Here is a 15,265-nt window from a genome sequence, read left to right on the forward strand (position 1 = left end):
GCAGGAGAGGAAATGGTGCCGCTTGTCAGACTCGAACTGACGACCTCCGCATTACGAATGCGATGCTCTACCAACTGAGCTAAAGCGGCGCGCGGCTTCTGATAGCCGCGAAGTCGCTTCTTTTCAAGCACCCCCGCCAAAGGAACCACGCATGCCGCGCCCGCGCCTCAGCCCCACGGGCCGCGACGGCCCTGCGGCTGCCGCGAATCCGGGCCGCGCGAGGGCCGCGAGGTGCCGCCCCACGGACCTCCGGGCGCGGCAGCATTCCCTACGGGATCGGCCGGCCGCGCGGCGGCAGCGGAAAAGCCTCCGCCGCCCGCGCCCATCTCCCGCGCCAGCACCTCCAGCGCGGCAATGCGGTTCTCGGTCGCCGGGTGGGTGGAGAACAGGCTGTCCATCCGCTCGCCCGACAGGGGGTTGATGATGAACATGTGCGCCGTCGCCGGGTTGTGCTCGGCCGGCATGTTGGGAATGCGATGGGCATAGCCGGAAATCTTGGCCAGCGCCGAGGCGAGCCAGAGCGGCTGGCCGCAGATTTCGGCCCCCGTCCGATCGGCCACATATTCGCGCGAACGCGACACCGCCATCTGCACCACCATGGCGGCGAGCGGGGCGAGGATCATCATCGCGAGGGTGCCGATCACGCCGAACCCGTTATTGTTGTTTCGGTTGCCGCCAAAGAACATGGCGAAGTTGGCGAGCATGGAGATCGCGCCCGCCAGCGTCGCGGTAATGGTCATGGTGAGCGTGTCGTAATGCTTGATATGCGCCAGTTCATGCGCCATCACGCCGGCCACCTCCTCGCGCGAGAGGGCGTTGAGCAGGCCCGTGCTGGCCGCCACCGCGGCGTTCTGCGGGTTGCGGCCGGTGGCGAACGCGTTGGGCTGGGGATTGTCGATGACATAGACGCGCGGCATGGGAAGCTGGGCCCGCGCGGCCAGCTGCTCCACCAGCCCGTAGAAGTCCGGCGCGCTGGCTCGATCCACCTCGCGCGCGCCATACATGGACAGCACCATGCGGTCGGAATTCCAGTAGCTGAACAGGTTCATGCCGGCCGCCACCACCAGCGCGATGAGCATGCCGCCCTGTCCGCCGATCATGAAGCCCACGCCCATGAACAGCGCGGTCATGCCGGCCAGCAGGATCGCGGTGCGGAAATAATTCATCTCGTCCCTCGTCTGACGCGCCGTCTCATGCGGTCTCGTCAATAGGATGGGAAGCATCGTGCGAAGCCGCAAGGCCGGGCGGCATCGGCACTGCCCCAGCGTCAGTCCGAACGCGCTCCCGCACCCCGCGCCGGCTTGACGCGGACCCGCCGGCAATGGTTCCAATGCGCCATGACCGATGACATCGAAACGCCCAAAGCGGCGCCCCAGACCCCGCACCGCCCGCTCAGCCCGGCCGCCGAGCGCGCGCTGGCCGAGGCCGCCGCGCGCCGGGCCGCCGCAGTTCCCGTTCAGGCGCCGACGGAGATCGATGGCCGCGACGGGCCGGAGCCGGTGCGCTATGGCGACTGGGAAGTGAAGGGCATCGCCTCGGATTTCTGAGGCGCGCCGCCAACGAGCGCCTTACCTCAGCCGGCGCACGCTGCGCACCGGGGCGCTCGCCGCCTCAATACGGGCCAGCGCCCCGGCCAGCGGCTCGCGCACCACCGACATGAACGCGGCGGTGGCGTGCAGCAGCGTGCTGCCATCCTCGACGATGCCGACATGGCCCGGCCAGAAGACGAGGTCGCCGCGCTCCAGCACCGCGATATCACCATCGAACGCCACCGGCGCACCGAGCGCGCGCTCCTGCATGTCGCTGTCGCGCGGCGCGGCGATGCCGGCGGCTGCGAGCGACACCTGCACGAGGCCCGAGCAGTCGAGCCCGAGGCTGGAGCGCCCGCCCCAGAGATAGGCGGCGCCGAGGAAGCGGGCAGCCACCGTGACGAAATCCTCTTCCACCGCGTCCAGCGGCGCGAGGTGGCCGGAAAAGAGGAAGCCGCCATCCTGCGTCACCGCGAAGCGCTCGCGCATCTCCACCACGCCGACACGGCTGCCGAAGGAGAGCAGTTCGCGCGGCGGCAGCTTGATGGACGGGCCGGGAAATACCGGCGTGCGCAGCGCCGCCACCTTGTGCGTGACAGGCGCGCCCGGCGCGGCCAGCGCCCCCACGGGCAGCCAGCCGACATACAGGTCCGCCTCCAACTGGCCCCAGGCCCAGCCCTCCGGCGTGGTCTCGTAAACCATCACCGTCTCGCCCGACAGCGCTTCGGTGGTGAGCGACGCCTCGGGGGACGGCTCGCGGCGCACCGGCGCGCTGACGGCACGCACGCGCCACCTTTTGCCCTCAATGAAGCGGGCGGCATCGACGACGCCGCGCAGATGGGCGGCGGCAAGGTCCGGCCGGGCCGGCGTCAGGCGGGGGTCGAGGGTCACGGGTGGGCTCTCTGGAATGAACGAGCGGTGGCGACGGGTGGCAGACGACAGGCGGCGCCGCTCAGCGCGGCAGGGCGCGGGCCACCGCTACCACCTGATCGCCCAGCTTCTCCAGATAGAGCGCGCCTTCGACGGTGCGCTGGATGATGACATTTCGCCGATCCGCCTCGTCGCGCCGGCGCGAGACGAGATGCAGCGCGCCCATCGTGTCGAGCGCGCGCGTCACCACCGGCTTGGTCACGCCAAGTCGGGAGGCGAGCCCGCGCACCGTGTGCGGCGGCGTTTCCAGATAGACGCTGAGCAGGATGGCCAGCTGGCGCGGGGAGAGATCGGGCGCGTCGTCCCGCACCTGCACGAGCGACAGCTCGTGCAACAGGCGCAGCGCCTGCGATGGGCGCAACTCGATCGCCATGCCCCGCTCCCCGGCTCCAATCCGCCGCGCCACCAAGGATCGTTACGGCAGCGGATTGTTCCCGGGAATATGCGGTGCCGCGGGCCAACAAAGTCTTAACGCCCGTAACGCTCGGTGAGCAGCGCGTCGAGCGCGCGGATGGTCTGCGCCTCGCCGCCCTCCGGCCGGCCGGGGCGCGCGGAGGGGTTCCAGGCGAAGATGTCCAGATGCAGCCAGCTCGACGCCCGCTCTACGAAGCGCTGCAGGAACAGCGCGGCGGTGATGGAGCCGGCGAAGCCGCTGCCCGGCGCGTTGTTGAGGTCGGCGATCGGGCTGTCGAGCATGGAGGCGTAGGGCTTCCACAGCGGCAGCCGCCACAACGGGTCGGCCTGCGCACTCGCGTGGCGGGCGAGATCGGCGGCGAGCGCCTCGTCATCGGTATAGGCGGGCGGCAGCTGCGGGCCGAGCGCGACGCGGGCCGCGCCGGTGAGCGTGGCGAAGTCGATCAGCAGTTCGGGTGCCTCCTCGTCCGCCAGCGCCAGTGCATCGGCGAGAATCAGCCGGCCCTCGGCATCGGTATTGCCGATCTCGACCGACAGCCCCTTGCGCGAGGGGAAGATGTCGCCCGGCCGGAAGGCATTGCCGGCAATGGCATTCTCCACCGCCGGGATGATGAGGCGCAGCCGCACCGGCAGGGCGCGCGCCATGATGAGGAGCGCCAGGCCCAGCGCGTTGGCCGCTCCGCCCATGTCCTTCTTCATCAGCAGCATGCCGCTCGGCGGCTTGATGTCGAGCCCGCCCGTGTCGAACGCCACGCCCTTGCCGACCAGCGTCACCTTGGGCGCATCCGGCGCGCCCCAGGAGAGGTCGATGAGCCGGGGCGCGCGCGGGCTGGCACGTCCCACCGCGTGAATCAGCGGAAAGTTGGCGGCGAGCAGGTCCTCGCCGGTCGTCACGTTCACCTGTGCCTCGAATCGGGCGGCGAGCGCGCGCACCGCCGCCTCGATTTCCGCCGGACCGAGATCGTTGGCCGGCGTGTTGACGAGATCGCGGGCGAGCGTCACCGCCTCGGCCATGTGCTCGATATCGGCCTTGTCCACCCCGTCGGGCACGACCAGCCGCAGCTCCGGCGAAGGCCGCTTGCGGTACGACGTGAAGCGGTAGGCGCCGAGAAGGAAGCCGAGCACAGCAAGGCGGGGCTGGGCGGGGGCGCGGGCAAGTGCGTAATCGCCGGCGGGCAGCGAGGTCGCCAGCTTGCCGAAGGCGAGGGGGTCGCGGGGCGTCTCCTCGGTGCCGAACAGCACGCCGGCGATCGCGCCATCAACGGCGGGCAATACCAGCACCGCGCCGGGCTCCGCCTTGAAGCCGATCGCCTCGCCGAAGGCCAGCGCCGGCGCGGGAAGCTCGGCGGCGACCTCACGCCAGGTCTGCGGCGTCACGCACCAGATGGGGCGAGGATTGGCGGCCTCATCGGCCCGGATCAGTTGTGCGCCCATCGCGATACCTCATCTGTGCCGCCATCGGAGCGGCTTCGTGCAAAGCCTCAGGCGACGGCGAGTTCGAACGCCCCGTCCCGGATCATGTAGACCGCCCCCTGGCGCACCGGCAGCTCCACCGCCTGCTGCGGCGGCATGCCCGCCAGCATGTGCAGCATGGCGCGCACCACGCCACCATGGGTGACGACCACGCTGTCCTCGGTCAGATCGGCGAGCGCCGCCGTCACCCGCTCGGTGAGCATGTCGTAGCTCTCCCCGCCCGGCGGCACGAAATGCCACGGGTCGGCCCGGCGGGCGGCGAGGCTGATTGGGTCGCGGCGCTTCAGCTCCTGCCAGGTCGCGCCCTCCCACCGGCCGAAGGAGATTTCCTTCAGCCGGTCGTCGCGGCGGAACGCGTCCGGCGGCAGGCCAAGCTCGGCGCGCAGGATCGCCATGGTCTGCGCGGTGCGCGAGAGCGGGCTCGCCACATAATCGAGCGCGCCGGCGCCCCCGCTGAGCCGGCCGATGACCCGCGCGAGATTGGCTGCCTGTTCGCGGCCGAGATCGTTGAGCGGAATGTCGTGATGGCCCTGCAGGCGGCCGGCGAGATTCCAGTCGGTCTCGCCGTGCCGGACAAGGAAGATGCGCCGCCGGGTCATTTCGACGGCAGGGCCACGGTGTGCGTGTAGCTGGTACCGCCATTGCGGCCGATGCGCGGCCAGGAGACGCGCACCGTCACGCTGCCGCCACCGCGCGGGGCGCGGCCGGACAGGATGAGGCGCGTGCCGCGCACGGTGCGTCCGCGACAGAAGGTGGAGCCGGCATCGTTGCCGGTAGCGACGAACTGGCCGTAGTCGGTGGTCAGCGTCACCCCGGGCGGGGCGTTGCGCACGGTGAGGGTCGGCGCGCCGGCGGGCTGGCAGAGCGTGTCGGCCATGCCGGCGGCGAACACCACGCGGCCCGTGCCGCCGCCGATCAGCAGGGCGAGGCGCTGGTAGCTGCTGTCATTGCTGGTCGGCGAGGTGTAGCCGGGGAAGATCAGCCCGCCGGTGCCGAAGATGCGGCTCCAGAACGGATATTGCTGGAAGGTGGGCGGGGTGCCGCTATCCTGCGTCGGCGAGCCCGGCGTCGCCCAGTCCGGCAGGCCGGAGCCCGGCGGCGGGCGGACGGTGATGGAGGATTGCGCCGCGGCCGGCAGGCTCGCCGCGCCGATGCCCATGAGCACCGCCGCCGCCAGCGCCGCGCGGGCGAAGCCGCGCATCGTGCCGCGCCTGTCTCCGGGAGCCTTGATCATCGTCCGTCTCCTGCTCGCCAGCCGCCGCGCCGTCCGGCGCCGGCTCAGTCCCGCTCCAGCGTCAGGTCCGGAGCTTCCGGGTTCTTCATTCCGACCACGTGATAGCCGGCATCGACGTGATGAATCTCGCCGGTCACGCCGCGCCCGAGGTCGGACAGCAGATACATGCCGGTATCGCCCACCTCGTCGATGGTGACGGTGCGGCGCAGCGGCGCGTTCAGCTCGTTCCACTTGAGAATGTAGCGGAAATCGCCGATGCCGGAGGCCGCGAGCGTCTTGATCGGGCCGGCGGAAATGGCGTTGACGCGGATGTTCTTGGGCCCGAGATCGGCGGCGAGATAGCGCACGCTGGCCTCCAGCGCGGCCTTCGCGACACCCATGACGTTGTAATGCGGCATCCACTTCTCGGCGCCGTAATAGGTCAGCGTCAGCATCGAGCCGCCATTGGTCATCAGCTTCTCGGCGCGCTGGGCGACCGCGGTGAAGCTGTAGCAGGAGATCAGCATGGTCTTGCTGAAATTATCCGCCGTGGTGTCGACATAGCGCCCGTCGAGCTCGCTTTTGTCGGAAAAGGCGATGGCATGGACCAGGAAGTCCAGCCCGCCGAGCTGGCGCTCGGTTTCCGCAAAGACGGCGTCGATGGTCGCCGGATCGGTCACGTCGCAATGGCCGACCACCACGGCGTCAAGCTCGTTGGCCAGCGGCTCGACGCGCTTGCGCAGCGGCTCGCCCTGATAGGTGAAGGCCAGCTTCGCCCCCTGCGCCTGAACCGCCTTGGCGATGCCCCAGGCAATGGAGCGGTTATTCGCCACTCCCATCACCAGGCCCCGCTTGCCGTTCATGAATCCGCCCGTTGCTCTGCCCGTCACACCGCGCTCCGTGCTTCGTTCCACCTTGCGGTGCCGAGTGGTTCCTATCGCACAGCGGCAGGACCCGCTCAAGCCAGCGGTTGCGCGCCCGCCCGCCATACTGTGGTCGGGCGGGCGCAGGCGTGCTCAGGCGGCGCCGTCGCGCCGGCTTCGCAGCAGCGCCTCGAGCTCGGGATCGCGCTCGGTGGGAAGCATGATTCGCAAGGTGGCGAACAGGTCGCCCGCCGTGCCGTCGGCCTTGGGCAGGCCCTTGCCGCGCAGGCGGAACGTGCGGCCGGACTGGGTCCAGGCCGGCACGGAGAGATCCACCTCGCCGCCCAGCGTCGGCACGCGCACCTTGCCGCCGAGCACGGCATCGGCCAGCGGCAGCGCGACATCGGCCCGGAGGTCGGCACCCTCGATCTTGAAATCGGGATGCGGCGCATAGGAAACCACGACATAGGCGTCGCCCGGCGCACCGCCGAACGGGCTCGGCTCGCCCTGCCCCTTCAGCCGCATGCGATGGCCCTCGGCCACCTTCGCGGGAATTTTCACCTCGACCACACGCCCATTGGGCAGGTGCACCTTGACCGGGCCACCCTCGACCACCCGATCGAGCGGCACCGGCACGGCGATATCGATGTCGCCTCCGCGCGGCGTCTCGCCGCCGCCGGCACCGCGCGCCCGGCCGCGCCCGCCCAGCCCGCCGAGAATATCGGCGATCACGTCGTCGAAGCCGCCCGCATCGTGCGGGCCATGGCCGGAGCGGCGCATGCCCTCCGGGCCATAGGAGAAGCTCTCGAAGATGGTCTCGCCCTGCGGGCCGCGCTGGAAGCCGCGTCCAGGACCACGCCCCCCGCCCGGGAAGCCCTCGAAGCCGCGCGGCTTGCCCTCGGCGTCGATCTCGCCGCGATCGAACTGGCCACGCTTCTCGGGATCCGAGAGCAGTTCGTTGGCGGAATTCAGCTCGGCAAAGCGGTCCTGCGCCTTCGGATCGTCCTTGTTGGCGTCCGGGTGCAGTTTCTTGGCGAGCTTGCGGAAAGCTCGCTTGATGTCGGCCTGTTCGGCGTTACGGGCAACGCCGAGAATTTCATAGGGATCGCGCATGGATGATCATCTCGTCCGGCGGTTCCGGCTCTCGCCTCCATGTAGGCACGGTGTTGCTGCGACGCAACGGTTTCGCGACGCTCCTTTTGCACGCTCGGCAACCGGTCAGCTGCGGGCGAGCAGCCGCGCCTGCGCCACCTGCCAGCTGCCATGGGAACTCCGGCACGCCTCGCCCTGCAGCCATTTCTCATCGGCGGCGCGCACGAAGCTGATGCGGAAATCGCGGCAGGTGCCCGTCTGGGTCTGCCGCGCCGCGCCGAGCGGAATGGCCGTGCCGCGAGCGGCATTGGCGTAATTCTCCCACGGAACGCTCGGGGAGGCGTTCTTCTCGCGCAGCGCCTCGGCCAGTGCCTGGCGGGCGGCGGCCCAGTCATCCGGCGCGATGCCCTTGGGCACCGGCTCGGCGGTATAGGCGACCGCCTGCACCACGGGCTTGCCACCGGCGATGGCGACGGCGGGGCGCGGGGAGAGAGGCGGCGACGGGGGCGCCACGGCGCGCGCCGCCACCGCATCGCCCCCGAGCGAGCCGGTCGCGCTCATGTCGAGCGCATCGGGCAAGGTGGAGCATCCGGCGACGGCGAACCCGGCTGCGACGAAGATCAGTACGGATCGCGCTGTGCGCAGCAGCGCGACGCGCTTATATGGGGGGGTGACGCATGCTGGAGCCGCCCCCCCGCGGGGATCCCCCTTGTGCGCCGCCGCATTTCGTCGCTTGTGGATCATTGCCCCGGCCCCTTTGGGGTCCATTCACCGAAGATGTCCTCATGGAAGCGCCTGAACAGTTAACATCTGGTGATTTCACCGCCGCCGCCGAACCCTTTCGTCTGTTCGAGGAGTGGTTTGCCGATGCGCGCGCCAGCGAGCCGAACGATCCCAACGCGATGGCGCTCGCCACCGTCGACGCCGACGGGCTGCCCGATGTGCGCATGGTGCTGCTGAACGCCCGCGACGCGCGCGGCTTCGTGTTCTTCACCAATACCGGCAGCGCCAAGGGGCGCGAGCTGGCGGCGGTGCCCAAGGCCGCCGTGGTGTTTCACTGGAAGTCGCTGCGCCGGCAGATCCGCGTGCGCGGCCCGGTCGAGACCGTGAGCGATGCCGAGGCCGACGCCTATTTCGCCACCCGCCCGCGCCTGTCGCAGATCGGCGCCTGGGCGAGCCAGCAGTCGCAGCCGCTGGAAGGCCGTTTCGCGCTGGAGGGGGCGGTGGCCAGGTTCACCGCGCAGTACGCGCTGGGCGAGGTGCCCCGGCCGGCGCACTGGACCGGCTACCGCATCCGGCCGGTGCAGATCGAATTCTGGCACGACCGACCGTTCCGCCTGCACGACCGCGTCGTCTTCCGCCGCGAATCGCCGGACGCCGACGCGTGGAGCCGGACGAGGCTCTACCCGTGATGGCTGATCTCATGAACCCGCGCGCACCCCGCCTGCCCCTGTCCCCGAGCATCAAGTAGAGATCCATGACCAAAGGCTCCAACCAGCCGCGCCGCACCTTGCTGCTCACCGGCGCCTCGCGCGGGATCGGCCACGCCACCGTGAAGCGCTTTTCCGCCGCCGGATGGCGCGTCATCACCTGCTCGCGCCACGCCTTCCCGGAAAACTGCCCCTGGGAGATGGGACCGGAGGATCACATCCAGGTCGATCTGGGCGACGCGCAGGACACGCTTCGCGCCGTGGACGAGATCAAGAGCCGGCTGGAAGGCGGCGAGCTGCACGCGCTGGTGAACAATGCCGGCATTTCGCCCAAGGGGCCGGGCGGGGCGCGCCTGAGCACGCTCAACACGCCGCAGGAGGCCTGGCACAAGGTGTTCCAGGTCAATCTGTTCGCGCCCATCCTGCTGGCGCGCGGCCTGCTGGAGGAGCTCAAGCGCACCCATGGCGCCGTGGTCAACGTGACCTCCATCGCCGGCTCGCGCGTGCACCCCTTCGCCGGCGCGGCCTATGCCACCTCCAAGGCGGCGCTGGCCGGGCTGACCCGTGAGATGGCGGCCGATTTCGGCCGGGTCGGCGTGCGGGTAAACGCCATCGCGCCGGGCGAGATCGATACCTCGATCCTCTCGCCGGGCACCGAGAAGATCGTCGAGCAGATCCCCATGCAGCGCCTCGGCACGCCGGATGAGGTGGCCAAGATCATCTACGTGCTGTGCACCGAGACCTCGTCCTATCTCAACGGCGCCGAGATCCACATCAATGGCGGCCAGCACGTGTGAGGGCGCGCGGAGCTACAGCCACTTCTTCCACTTGAAGATCAGGTAGGGAACCACCGCCGCCGCCAGCATCGCGAGGAGCGCGAGCGGATAGCCGAAGCGCTCGTCGAGTTCCGGCATGTATTGGAAGTTCATGCCGTAGACCGAGGCGATCAGCGTCGGCGGCATTAGCACGACCGAGAGCACGGCGAAGATCTTGATGATGTTGTTCTGTTCGATCGACACCATGCCGAGCGTGGCGTCGAGCAGGAAAGTGATCTTGTTGCCGAGATAGGACAGGTGATCGTTCAGCGAGGCCACGTCGCGCTGCATGCTCTTGAGCTGGGCGCGCTGGTCCTTGTCGAGCCGCGCCGCGTCGCCCTCGGTGCCGAGGAAGGTGACGAGCCGGCCGATCGACACCAGGCTCTCGCGCACCTTGGAGGCGAGGTCGCCGCGCCGGCCGAGCTCGCGCAGCAGCACGCGGAAGCGCTGGCTGCCGCCCACGCTGGCCTCGTCCTGCTCGAACACGCGGCGCGAAATGCCGTCGATCTCGGCCCCGAGCCGCTCGATAATGTCCGCCGCACGGTCGATGATGGTGTCGAGCAGCCCCATCAGCACGCGCTCGCCGGTCAGCCCGGCGGCCTGCAGCTGGTCGAACTTGCCGGCGAGGACGCGGAACGGGGTAGTCTCGTCATAGCGCACGGTGGCGAGCCGGCCCTTGCTGAGGATGAAGGTGACGTCGGCCAGCATCGGCTGGTCGCTGTCGCTGTGGCAGACCAGCGACGCGGTCATGTAGCGCGTGCCATTCTCGGCGCGCAGGCGGCTGGATGGCTCGATCTCGACCATTTCCTCCCGCGTCGGCACGGCGATGCCGAGCGTCGCTTCCACGCTGGCATCCTCGTCGGGCTCCGGGCGGAACAGGTCGATCCAGATCGCCTCGGCCGGGATCGTCTCCCCCGCGGGAACGGTGACATGCTCCAGCGCGCCCTGGCGCATGCAATAGGCGTTGATCATAGGCTCTCCCCGCACGCGCCTTCGCGGCGGCCGCGACAATGGACAAGGCCGCGTCCGGTGTCACCACCCCGCTCTCGGGAATACCGAGGCGGGAGCGGCACGGCTCCGACACCGGTTCACGGCCGGCCGCCACGGCGCGCCGGAGGAGGCTCCACCGGCGCGCGGGAAGGCGCAGCCTCACAATCGGCCGCGGGACAATTCAGGATCGGCAGGGATGTTGCGGATGGCGGCGCTCAGGCCGCGAAATATTCCACGTCGCGTAGCGTGACGATTTTGTTTTCCCCATCGTCGGTCCGCGCCGCACCCTTGGCGGGGGCATCGGATACTGTCGGGGTCGAGGCATAGCGGGCAGCGGCGGCGACGGCGGAAATGCCGATCTCGCGCCAGTGGGCGGCTTGGTGGGAACGGTCCCAGCGTTCGCTCGGCCGGCTCTCGGGAGCCGGGGTTTCCTCGGTAGACATGCCTTCCTCCAGAATGGTCGCCCCGCTTTTCGAGAACGACAGTCGACGAAATGGGCGCCGACTGCGTCAAAATTAAGCAAATTCGGGGTCGGGTATAGGGTGCCTTACGTTACGAACGGTGTTCCGCCCGGTTTTGGGCCTCTTCCAACGAAACTGAGGTTTTTGAGCAACAAGTCCGCGCCACCGACACATGGCGCCGATATGTCCTCTTCAAGGCCAGAACGAGTTCGGCTAATCGACATGGATGAAAGCACGCATGTGTCGTGCGAGAAGAGATTCGGAGCTTCGGGATATGATTGTGCGCGGGGCGGGAGTTGTCCTGTTGGCGCTGCTGTTGGGGGCTTGCAGCGCCGTGGAGCGCCAGCCGGCGCCCGAGGCTTCTCTGACCCCCCGGGACAAGCAGCTGCTGGCCAATGCGCCTTACCAGAAGGTGCTGCCGCCGGATATTTACCAGCGCTCCATCGTCGACTATTCCGGCAAGGAGAAGCCGGGCACCATCGTCGTCGATACGGACAAGAAGTATCTCTATCTCGTCCAGGACGAGGGCAAGGCGATCCGCTACGGCGTGACCGTCGGCGAGGAAGGCCTCGCCTTCCACGGCGAGGCGAAGGTGGGTCGCAAGGTCGAATGGCCGACCTGGACGCCGACCCCCGAGATCAAGCAGCGTCTGGCCGGCGTGCCGAATTTCGTCGGTCCCGGCCCGCACAACCCGATGGGTGCCCGCGCGCTCTATCTCTACCAGGGCAACAAGGACACGCTGTTCCGCATCCACGGCACCAACCAGCCGGAATATATCGGCCAGGCCATCTCCTCGGGCTGCATCCGCATGCTGAACGAGGACGTGATCGACCTCTACACCCGCGTGCCGCAGGGCGCCGAAGTCGTGGTGCTCTGAAGGCGCACGGCTGTCACGGCGCGGCCCCTTCCCGGGGCTGCGCGAGGCTCGCGGAAGGCCGGATATCGAAAAGGGCGCTGCTCGGCAGCGCCCTTTTTCTTTGCCTGCTCGGCTTTGGGGCCAGCCGGCGAACAAGCGGCGGCCCGCTGCGGGAACGAGGCTCCGCGCGAACGGGGATCGCTCGGCAAGACGGGCCGGCGTCGCGCCACCGATCGCGGACGCGCGGCCCGGCGTCCCGTCCTCGGTCCGTCTCTCGCCATCCGCGCGATGGGAAGGTGAAAGGCTCACATCCCCGGGGAAGGCCCCCGGGGGCAGCCGTCCCACCCGTGCCCGGGCCTCTCAGGCCGCCAGCAGCTTCTCGCTCACCGCCCAGTCCAGCGTCTTGTCCAGTGCACGGGTGAGGCGGTCGAACAGGTCGTCGATCTCGGCCGGCGAGATGATGAGCGGCGGGCAGATCGTCACCGCGTCGCCGAACACGTTGCGCACGATCAGCCCCTCGCCCTGCGCGAAGGCCACGCACTTGGCCGCCACGCCCTTCTTGGCGTCGAACTGGTGCTTGGTCTTCTTGTCGGCGACGAGCTCGACGCCGGCCACCAGCCCCGCCCCGCGCGCCTCGCCGACCAGCGGGTGGTCTTCCAGCGCCGCCAGTCGCGCGCGGAACTGCGGGATCTTCGCCCGCACCCGCTCGAAGACGCTCTCGCGCTCGTAGATTTCCAGCGTCTTCAGCGCCACCGCCGCCGCCACCGGATGACCGGAATAGGTGTAGCCATGGCCGAAGCTGCCGAGCTTGGTGCTCTCCTGCAGCATGGCCTGGTACATGTCCTCGGGGATCATCACCCCGCCGATCGGCTGGTAGGCGGAGGAGAGCGCCTTGGCGATGGAGATCGAGTTCGGCGTCATGTCCATCGCCTGGCAGCCGAAGGCGGTGCCGAGCCGGCCAAAGCCGGTGATGACCTCGTCACCGATGAAGAACACGTCGTATTTCTTCAGCACCGCCTCGATCTTGGGATAATAGGTCTTCGGCGGCACGATCACGCCGCCCGCTCCCAGCACCGGCTCGGCGATGAAGGCGGCGACGGTCTCCGGCCCTTCCGCGATGATCAGCGCCTCGAGATCGGCGGCGAGGCGGGTGGCGAAATCCTCCTCGCTCTCGCCCGGCTCGGCCAGCCGGTAGTGATGCGGGCAGGTCGTGTGCCGCACGCCGGCGATCGGCAGATCGAAATCATTGTGGTTGCCAGCCAGCCCGGTGAGCGAGGCCGAGGCGATGGTCACGCCGTGATAGGCGCGCATGCGCGAGATGATCTTCTTCTTCTTCGGTCGGCCGAGCGCGTTGTTCATGTACCAGACGAGCTTCATCTGGGTGTCGTTGGCCTCGGAGCCGGAATTGGTGAAGAACACCTTGGAGATCGGCACCGGGGCCATCTCCTTCAGCTTCTCCGCGAGCTCGATCGCGGGATCGTGGCTCTTGCCGCCGAAGAGGTGGGTGAAGGGCAGCTTGCGCATCTGCGCGGCCGCCGTCTCCACCAGTTCCTCGTTGCCATAGCCGAGCGCCGTGCACCACAGGCCGGCCATGCCTTCGAGATAGGGCTTGCCGTCCACGTCATAGACCCACGAGCCCTGGCCACGCTCCAGGATGAGCGGCCCGCTGTCCCGGATGGACACGAGGTTGGTGTAGGGATGGATCAGGGTCTCGACGTCGCGAGTCTGCAGATTGGTGAGCATGAGCCGGAACTCCGCGGGGGGATCAGTGGCGCGCACCCTAGATCGCCCCGCGCCGCGCCGGAAGCGCGCCCTTCGGCGCATGCCGGCCGAAAGCCCGATTTTCGCACCGTTTCCGTCTCGCTCGCCATCGACCGCCATCGGGCCGACGACGCGCGCACCCATGCTCAGTGCGGCCCGCGCCCGCGCGTCGTCGGCCCGCGCGAGGCCTCGACGACGATGTCCCACTGGCACAGCACCGCCCCACTGCGCCGGCTCGCCCGGTCGAGATGCAGATGCTCCTCGTGATAGCCGTCCGAACCGGGGCCGAGAATCGTGGTGAAATCGGCGCAGGCGCTGGCGCGCAGCGTCTCCTGGAAGGCGCGCGACATTCCCGTCTCGCCCGCCCCCACCGGGCCGATCACGAAGCGGCGCCCGTCCGCCAGCACCAGGCCGCCAATGTCGATCGCATTGCCGCGCCCGTGCTCGCTGATCTTGGCGCCGGCGACACGGTTGCGCGGGCGGCACTGCTGCGAGGCCGCGACCATCACCGTGTCGAGCGGGGAGCCGAGCGCCGCCGCCGCCGGCTCCACCTTCTCGCGCAGCCAGGTCGCCACCGAGGCCGCCATCTCGCAGCGCAGTACCGCCGCGGGCGCCAGTTCCACCAGCCGCCCGTCCTTCATCCGCACGGCCGAGAGGCTGACGCCGCGATCGACCGTGCAGAGCGGATCGGTCGCCGTCACCACGGATGGCGTGAACACACCGATACCGCCATTGGACAGTTCCGGGCAGATGGTCGGCGCGCTCGCCGGCGCCGGCTCGGTCACGCTTTCCGACGGCGGCAGGGCGGCCACGCGCGGACCTTCCGGGGGCGGCGATTCGGCCGGACGCTGCGGCGGCAGCGGCGCGGTCTCGCGAGAGGCGGGAGGGTCGACGGCCGGCGGCGCCGGGGGAGCGGCGGCGATCACGGGGGCCGGCGCGGCGGGAGACGGGGCCGGGAGGACCGGACCCACCGCCACCGGCGCGTCGCCTGCGCCCGGCGGGCGGGGCGGCAGGGGTGCCCGCGCCGAGGGCGGCGGGGGAACCGCCGGCGTGCTCGCGAGATCCGGCGGGCGCACCGGCGTGGGAATCGCCGGCACGGCCGACGGAGCGGGAGCGGGAAGCGGCGTGGCCGTCACGGCCGGGACCGGCGCGGGCAACGGGACCGGCGCGGGTGCCGGGCCGGCCTCTGCCGAGCCGGCCCGCTCGGGCTCGCGGGCAAGCTCGGCCGGGCGGATCGGGGGCAGCGGCACGCCCGGGCGCGGCCGCGCCAGCCGGGCACGCGGCTTTTGCGGCGCGGGGCGCGTGCCGAACATGTCGCCGATCTGTTCGTTGAGCGCCTTGCCGGCGGCGTCGAAAGACGCTCCGGCCTCCCCCAGCGGATCCGCCGCGAGGGGGCCGGCCATCAACAGCAGCAGCGCCGCTGCCGACGACAAGACGC

The 15,265-nt window shown here is 69.8% G+C and carries 17 protein-coding genes and 1 tRNA gene; 4 read left to right on the forward strand and 14 right to left on the reverse strand.

From position 1 onward, the window contains the following. Positions 1-13: 13 nt before the first annotated feature. Both FHS55_RS20265 and htpX read right to left on the reverse strand, forming a co-directional pair. Positions 14-89, reverse strand: a tRNA-Thr gene (locus FHS55_RS20265). A gap of 78 nt (positions 90-167) precedes the next feature. Next, positions 168-1,166, reverse strand: coding sequence for a zinc metalloprotease HtpX (gene htpX, locus FHS55_RS20270; RefSeq protein WP_183191607.1), 999 nt, complete (start codon positions 1,164-1,166; stop codon positions 168-170). Positions 1,167-1,337: 171 nt separating this feature from the next. On the opposite strand from htpX, the gene FHS55_RS20275 reads away from it, so the two are divergent. Beyond that, positions 1,338-1,547: a DUF1674 domain-containing protein gene (locus FHS55_RS20275; protein WP_183191608.1), complete on the forward strand. Its 210-nt coding sequence runs from the start codon at positions 1,338-1,340 to the stop codon at positions 1,545-1,547. Positions 1,548-1,568: 21 nt separating this feature from the next. On the opposite strand, the gene FHS55_RS20280 is transcribed toward FHS55_RS20275, so the two are convergent. From FHS55_RS20280 to FHS55_RS20315, 8 genes are all read right to left on the reverse strand, one after another. Then, positions 1,569-2,420, reverse strand: a complete 852-nt coding sequence (locus FHS55_RS20280) for an NlpC/P60 family protein (protein ID WP_183191609.1) — start codon at positions 2,418-2,420, stop codon at positions 1,569-1,571. 61 nt (positions 2,421-2,481) lie between these two features. Further along, positions 2,482-2,832 carry a MarR family transcriptional regulator gene (locus tag FHS55_RS20285; RefSeq protein WP_183191610.1) on the reverse strand — a complete coding sequence of 117 codons (351 nt, stop codon included), beginning with the start codon at positions 2,830-2,832 and terminating at the stop codon, positions 2,482-2,484. A 95-nt stretch (positions 2,833-2,927) separates the two neighbouring features. After that, positions 2,928-4,307: a leucyl aminopeptidase family protein gene (locus FHS55_RS20290; RefSeq protein WP_183191611.1), complete on the reverse strand. Its 1,380-nt coding sequence runs from the start codon at positions 4,305-4,307 to the stop codon at positions 2,928-2,930. Positions 4,308-4,354: 47 nt separating this feature from the next. Continuing rightward, a complete protein-coding gene (locus FHS55_RS20295; protein ID WP_183191612.1) occupies positions 4,355-4,945 on the reverse strand; it encodes a histidine phosphatase family protein in 591 nt (196 codons plus the stop codon). Beyond that, the gene (locus tag FHS55_RS20300) at positions 4,942-5,580 is read right to left on the reverse strand and encodes a hypothetical protein (protein ID WP_183191613.1); all 639 of its coding nucleotides are present in this window, start codon (positions 5,578-5,580) and stop codon (positions 4,942-4,944) included. Before FHS55_RS20300 ends, FHS55_RS20295 begins: the two co-directional genes overlap by 4 nt. 44 nt (positions 5,581-5,624) lie before the next feature. Further along, positions 5,625-6,422: an enoyl-ACP reductase FabI gene (gene fabI / locus FHS55_RS20305; RefSeq protein WP_183191614.1), complete on the reverse strand. Its 798-nt coding sequence runs from the start codon at positions 6,420-6,422 to the stop codon at positions 5,625-5,627. Between the two features lie 153 nt (positions 6,423-6,575). After that, a complete protein-coding gene (locus FHS55_RS20310; RefSeq protein ID WP_183191615.1) occupies positions 6,576-7,535 on the reverse strand; it encodes a DnaJ C-terminal domain-containing protein in 960 nt (319 codons plus the stop codon). A 105-nt stretch (positions 7,536-7,640) separates the two neighbouring features. Continuing rightward, positions 7,641-8,093: an RT0821/Lpp0805 family surface protein gene (locus FHS55_RS20315; RefSeq protein ID WP_246340325.1), complete on the reverse strand. Its 453-nt coding sequence runs from the start codon at positions 8,091-8,093 to the stop codon at positions 7,641-7,643. Positions 8,094-8,299: 206 nt separating this feature from the next. Here FHS55_RS20315 and pdxH point away from each other — a divergent pair, with 206 nt between their 5' ends. Next, on the forward strand, positions 8,300-8,926 hold the full coding sequence (gene pdxH, locus FHS55_RS20320; RefSeq protein WP_183191616.1) for a pyridoxamine 5'-phosphate oxidase: 627 nt from the start codon (positions 8,300-8,302) through the stop codon (positions 8,924-8,926). A 65-nt stretch (positions 8,927-8,991) separates the two neighbouring features. Next, entirely contained in the window at positions 8,992-9,741 is a 750-nt protein-coding gene (locus FHS55_RS20325; protein WP_183191617.1) for an SDR family NAD(P)-dependent oxidoreductase, read from the forward strand. Between the two features lie 12 nt (positions 9,742-9,753). On the opposite strand, the gene FHS55_RS20330 is transcribed toward FHS55_RS20325, so the two are convergent. Together FHS55_RS20330 and FHS55_RS20335 are read right to left on the reverse strand one after the other, a co-directional pair. Beyond that, positions 9,754-10,731 (reverse strand): magnesium transporter CorA family protein, encoded by a 978-nt coding sequence (locus tag FHS55_RS20330; RefSeq protein WP_183191618.1) that lies wholly within the window; start codon positions 10,729-10,731, stop codon positions 9,754-9,756. A 233-nt stretch (positions 10,732-10,964) separates the two neighbouring features. Next, positions 10,965-11,192: a hypothetical protein gene (locus FHS55_RS20335; protein WP_183191619.1), complete on the reverse strand. Its 228-nt coding sequence runs from the start codon at positions 11,190-11,192 to the stop codon at positions 10,965-10,967. A gap of 292 nt (positions 11,193-11,484) precedes the next feature. On the opposite strand from FHS55_RS20335, the gene FHS55_RS20340 reads away from it, so the two are divergent. Then, complete coding sequence (locus FHS55_RS20340) at positions 11,485-12,087, forward strand: L,D-transpeptidase (RefSeq protein ID WP_183191620.1); 603 nt, start codon at positions 11,485-11,487, stop codon at positions 12,085-12,087. A 339-nt stretch (positions 12,088-12,426) separates the two neighbouring features. Here the strand turns inward: FHS55_RS20340 and FHS55_RS20345 are convergent, their stop codons facing one another. After that, entirely contained in the window at positions 12,427-13,809 is a 1,383-nt protein-coding gene (locus tag FHS55_RS20345; protein WP_183191621.1) for an aminotransferase, read from the reverse strand. Positions 13,810-13,973: 164 nt separating this feature from the next. Continuing rightward, positions 13,974-15,260, reverse strand: coding sequence for an extensin family protein (locus FHS55_RS20350; RefSeq protein WP_183191622.1), 1,287 nt, complete (start codon positions 15,258-15,260; stop codon positions 13,974-13,976). Positions 15,261-15,265: the final 5 nt, after the last annotated feature.

Source organism: Ancylobacter tetraedralis, from assembly GCF_014195655.1.
Taxonomy (GTDB): Bacteria; Pseudomonadota; Alphaproteobacteria; order Rhizobiales; family Xanthobacteraceae; genus Ancylobacter; species Ancylobacter tetraedralis.

What these genes read in the sequence shown, in the direction of transcription:
- htpX (WP_183191607.1), bottom strand. Translation starts at nt 1,166, where the DNA reads ATGAATTATTTCCGCACCGCGATCCTGCTGGCCGGCATGACCGCGCTG.
- FHS55_RS20275 (WP_183191608.1), top strand. Translation starts at nt 1,338, where the DNA reads ATGACCGATGACATCGAAACGCCCAAAGCGGCGCCCCAGACCCCGCAC.
- FHS55_RS20285 (WP_183191610.1), bottom strand. Translation starts at nt 2,832, where the DNA reads ATGGCGATCGAGTTGCGCCCATCGCAGGCGCTGCGCCTGTTGCACGAG.
- FHS55_RS20290 (WP_183191611.1), bottom strand. Translation starts at nt 4,307, where the DNA reads ATGGGCGCACAACTGATCCGGGCCGATGAGGCCGCCAATCCTCGCCCC.
- FHS55_RS20295 (WP_183191612.1), bottom strand. Translation starts at nt 4,945, where the DNA reads ATGACCCGGCGGCGCATCTTCCTTGTCCGGCACGGCGAGACCGACTGG.
- FHS55_RS20300 (WP_183191613.1), bottom strand. Translation starts at nt 5,580, where the DNA reads ATGATCAAGGCTCCCGGAGACAGGCGCGGCACGATGCGCGGCTTCGCC.
- fabI (WP_183191614.1), bottom strand. Translation starts at nt 6,422, where the DNA reads ATGAACGGCAAGCGGGGCCTGGTGATGGGAGTGGCGAATAACCGCTCC.
- FHS55_RS20310 (WP_183191615.1), bottom strand. Translation starts at nt 7,535, where the DNA reads ATGCGCGATCCCTATGAAATTCTCGGCGTTGCCCGTAACGCCGAACAG.
- pdxH (WP_183191616.1), top strand. Translation starts at nt 8,300, where the DNA reads ATGGAAGCGCCTGAACAGTTAACATCTGGTGATTTCACCGCCGCCGCC.
- FHS55_RS20325 (WP_183191617.1), top strand. Translation starts at nt 8,992, where the DNA reads ATGACCAAAGGCTCCAACCAGCCGCGCCGCACCTTGCTGCTCACCGGC.
- FHS55_RS20330 (WP_183191618.1), bottom strand. Translation starts at nt 10,731, where the DNA reads ATGATCAACGCCTATTGCATGCGCCAGGGCGCGCTGGAGCATGTCACC.
- FHS55_RS20335 (WP_183191619.1), bottom strand. Translation starts at nt 11,192, where the DNA reads ATGTCTACCGAGGAAACCCCGGCTCCCGAGAGCCGGCCGAGCGAACGC.
- FHS55_RS20340 (WP_183191620.1), top strand. Translation starts at nt 11,485, where the DNA reads ATGATTGTGCGCGGGGCGGGAGTTGTCCTGTTGGCGCTGCTGTTGGGG.
- FHS55_RS20345 (WP_183191621.1), bottom strand. Translation starts at nt 13,809, where the DNA reads ATGCTCACCAATCTGCAGACTCGCGACGTCGAGACCCTGATCCATCCC.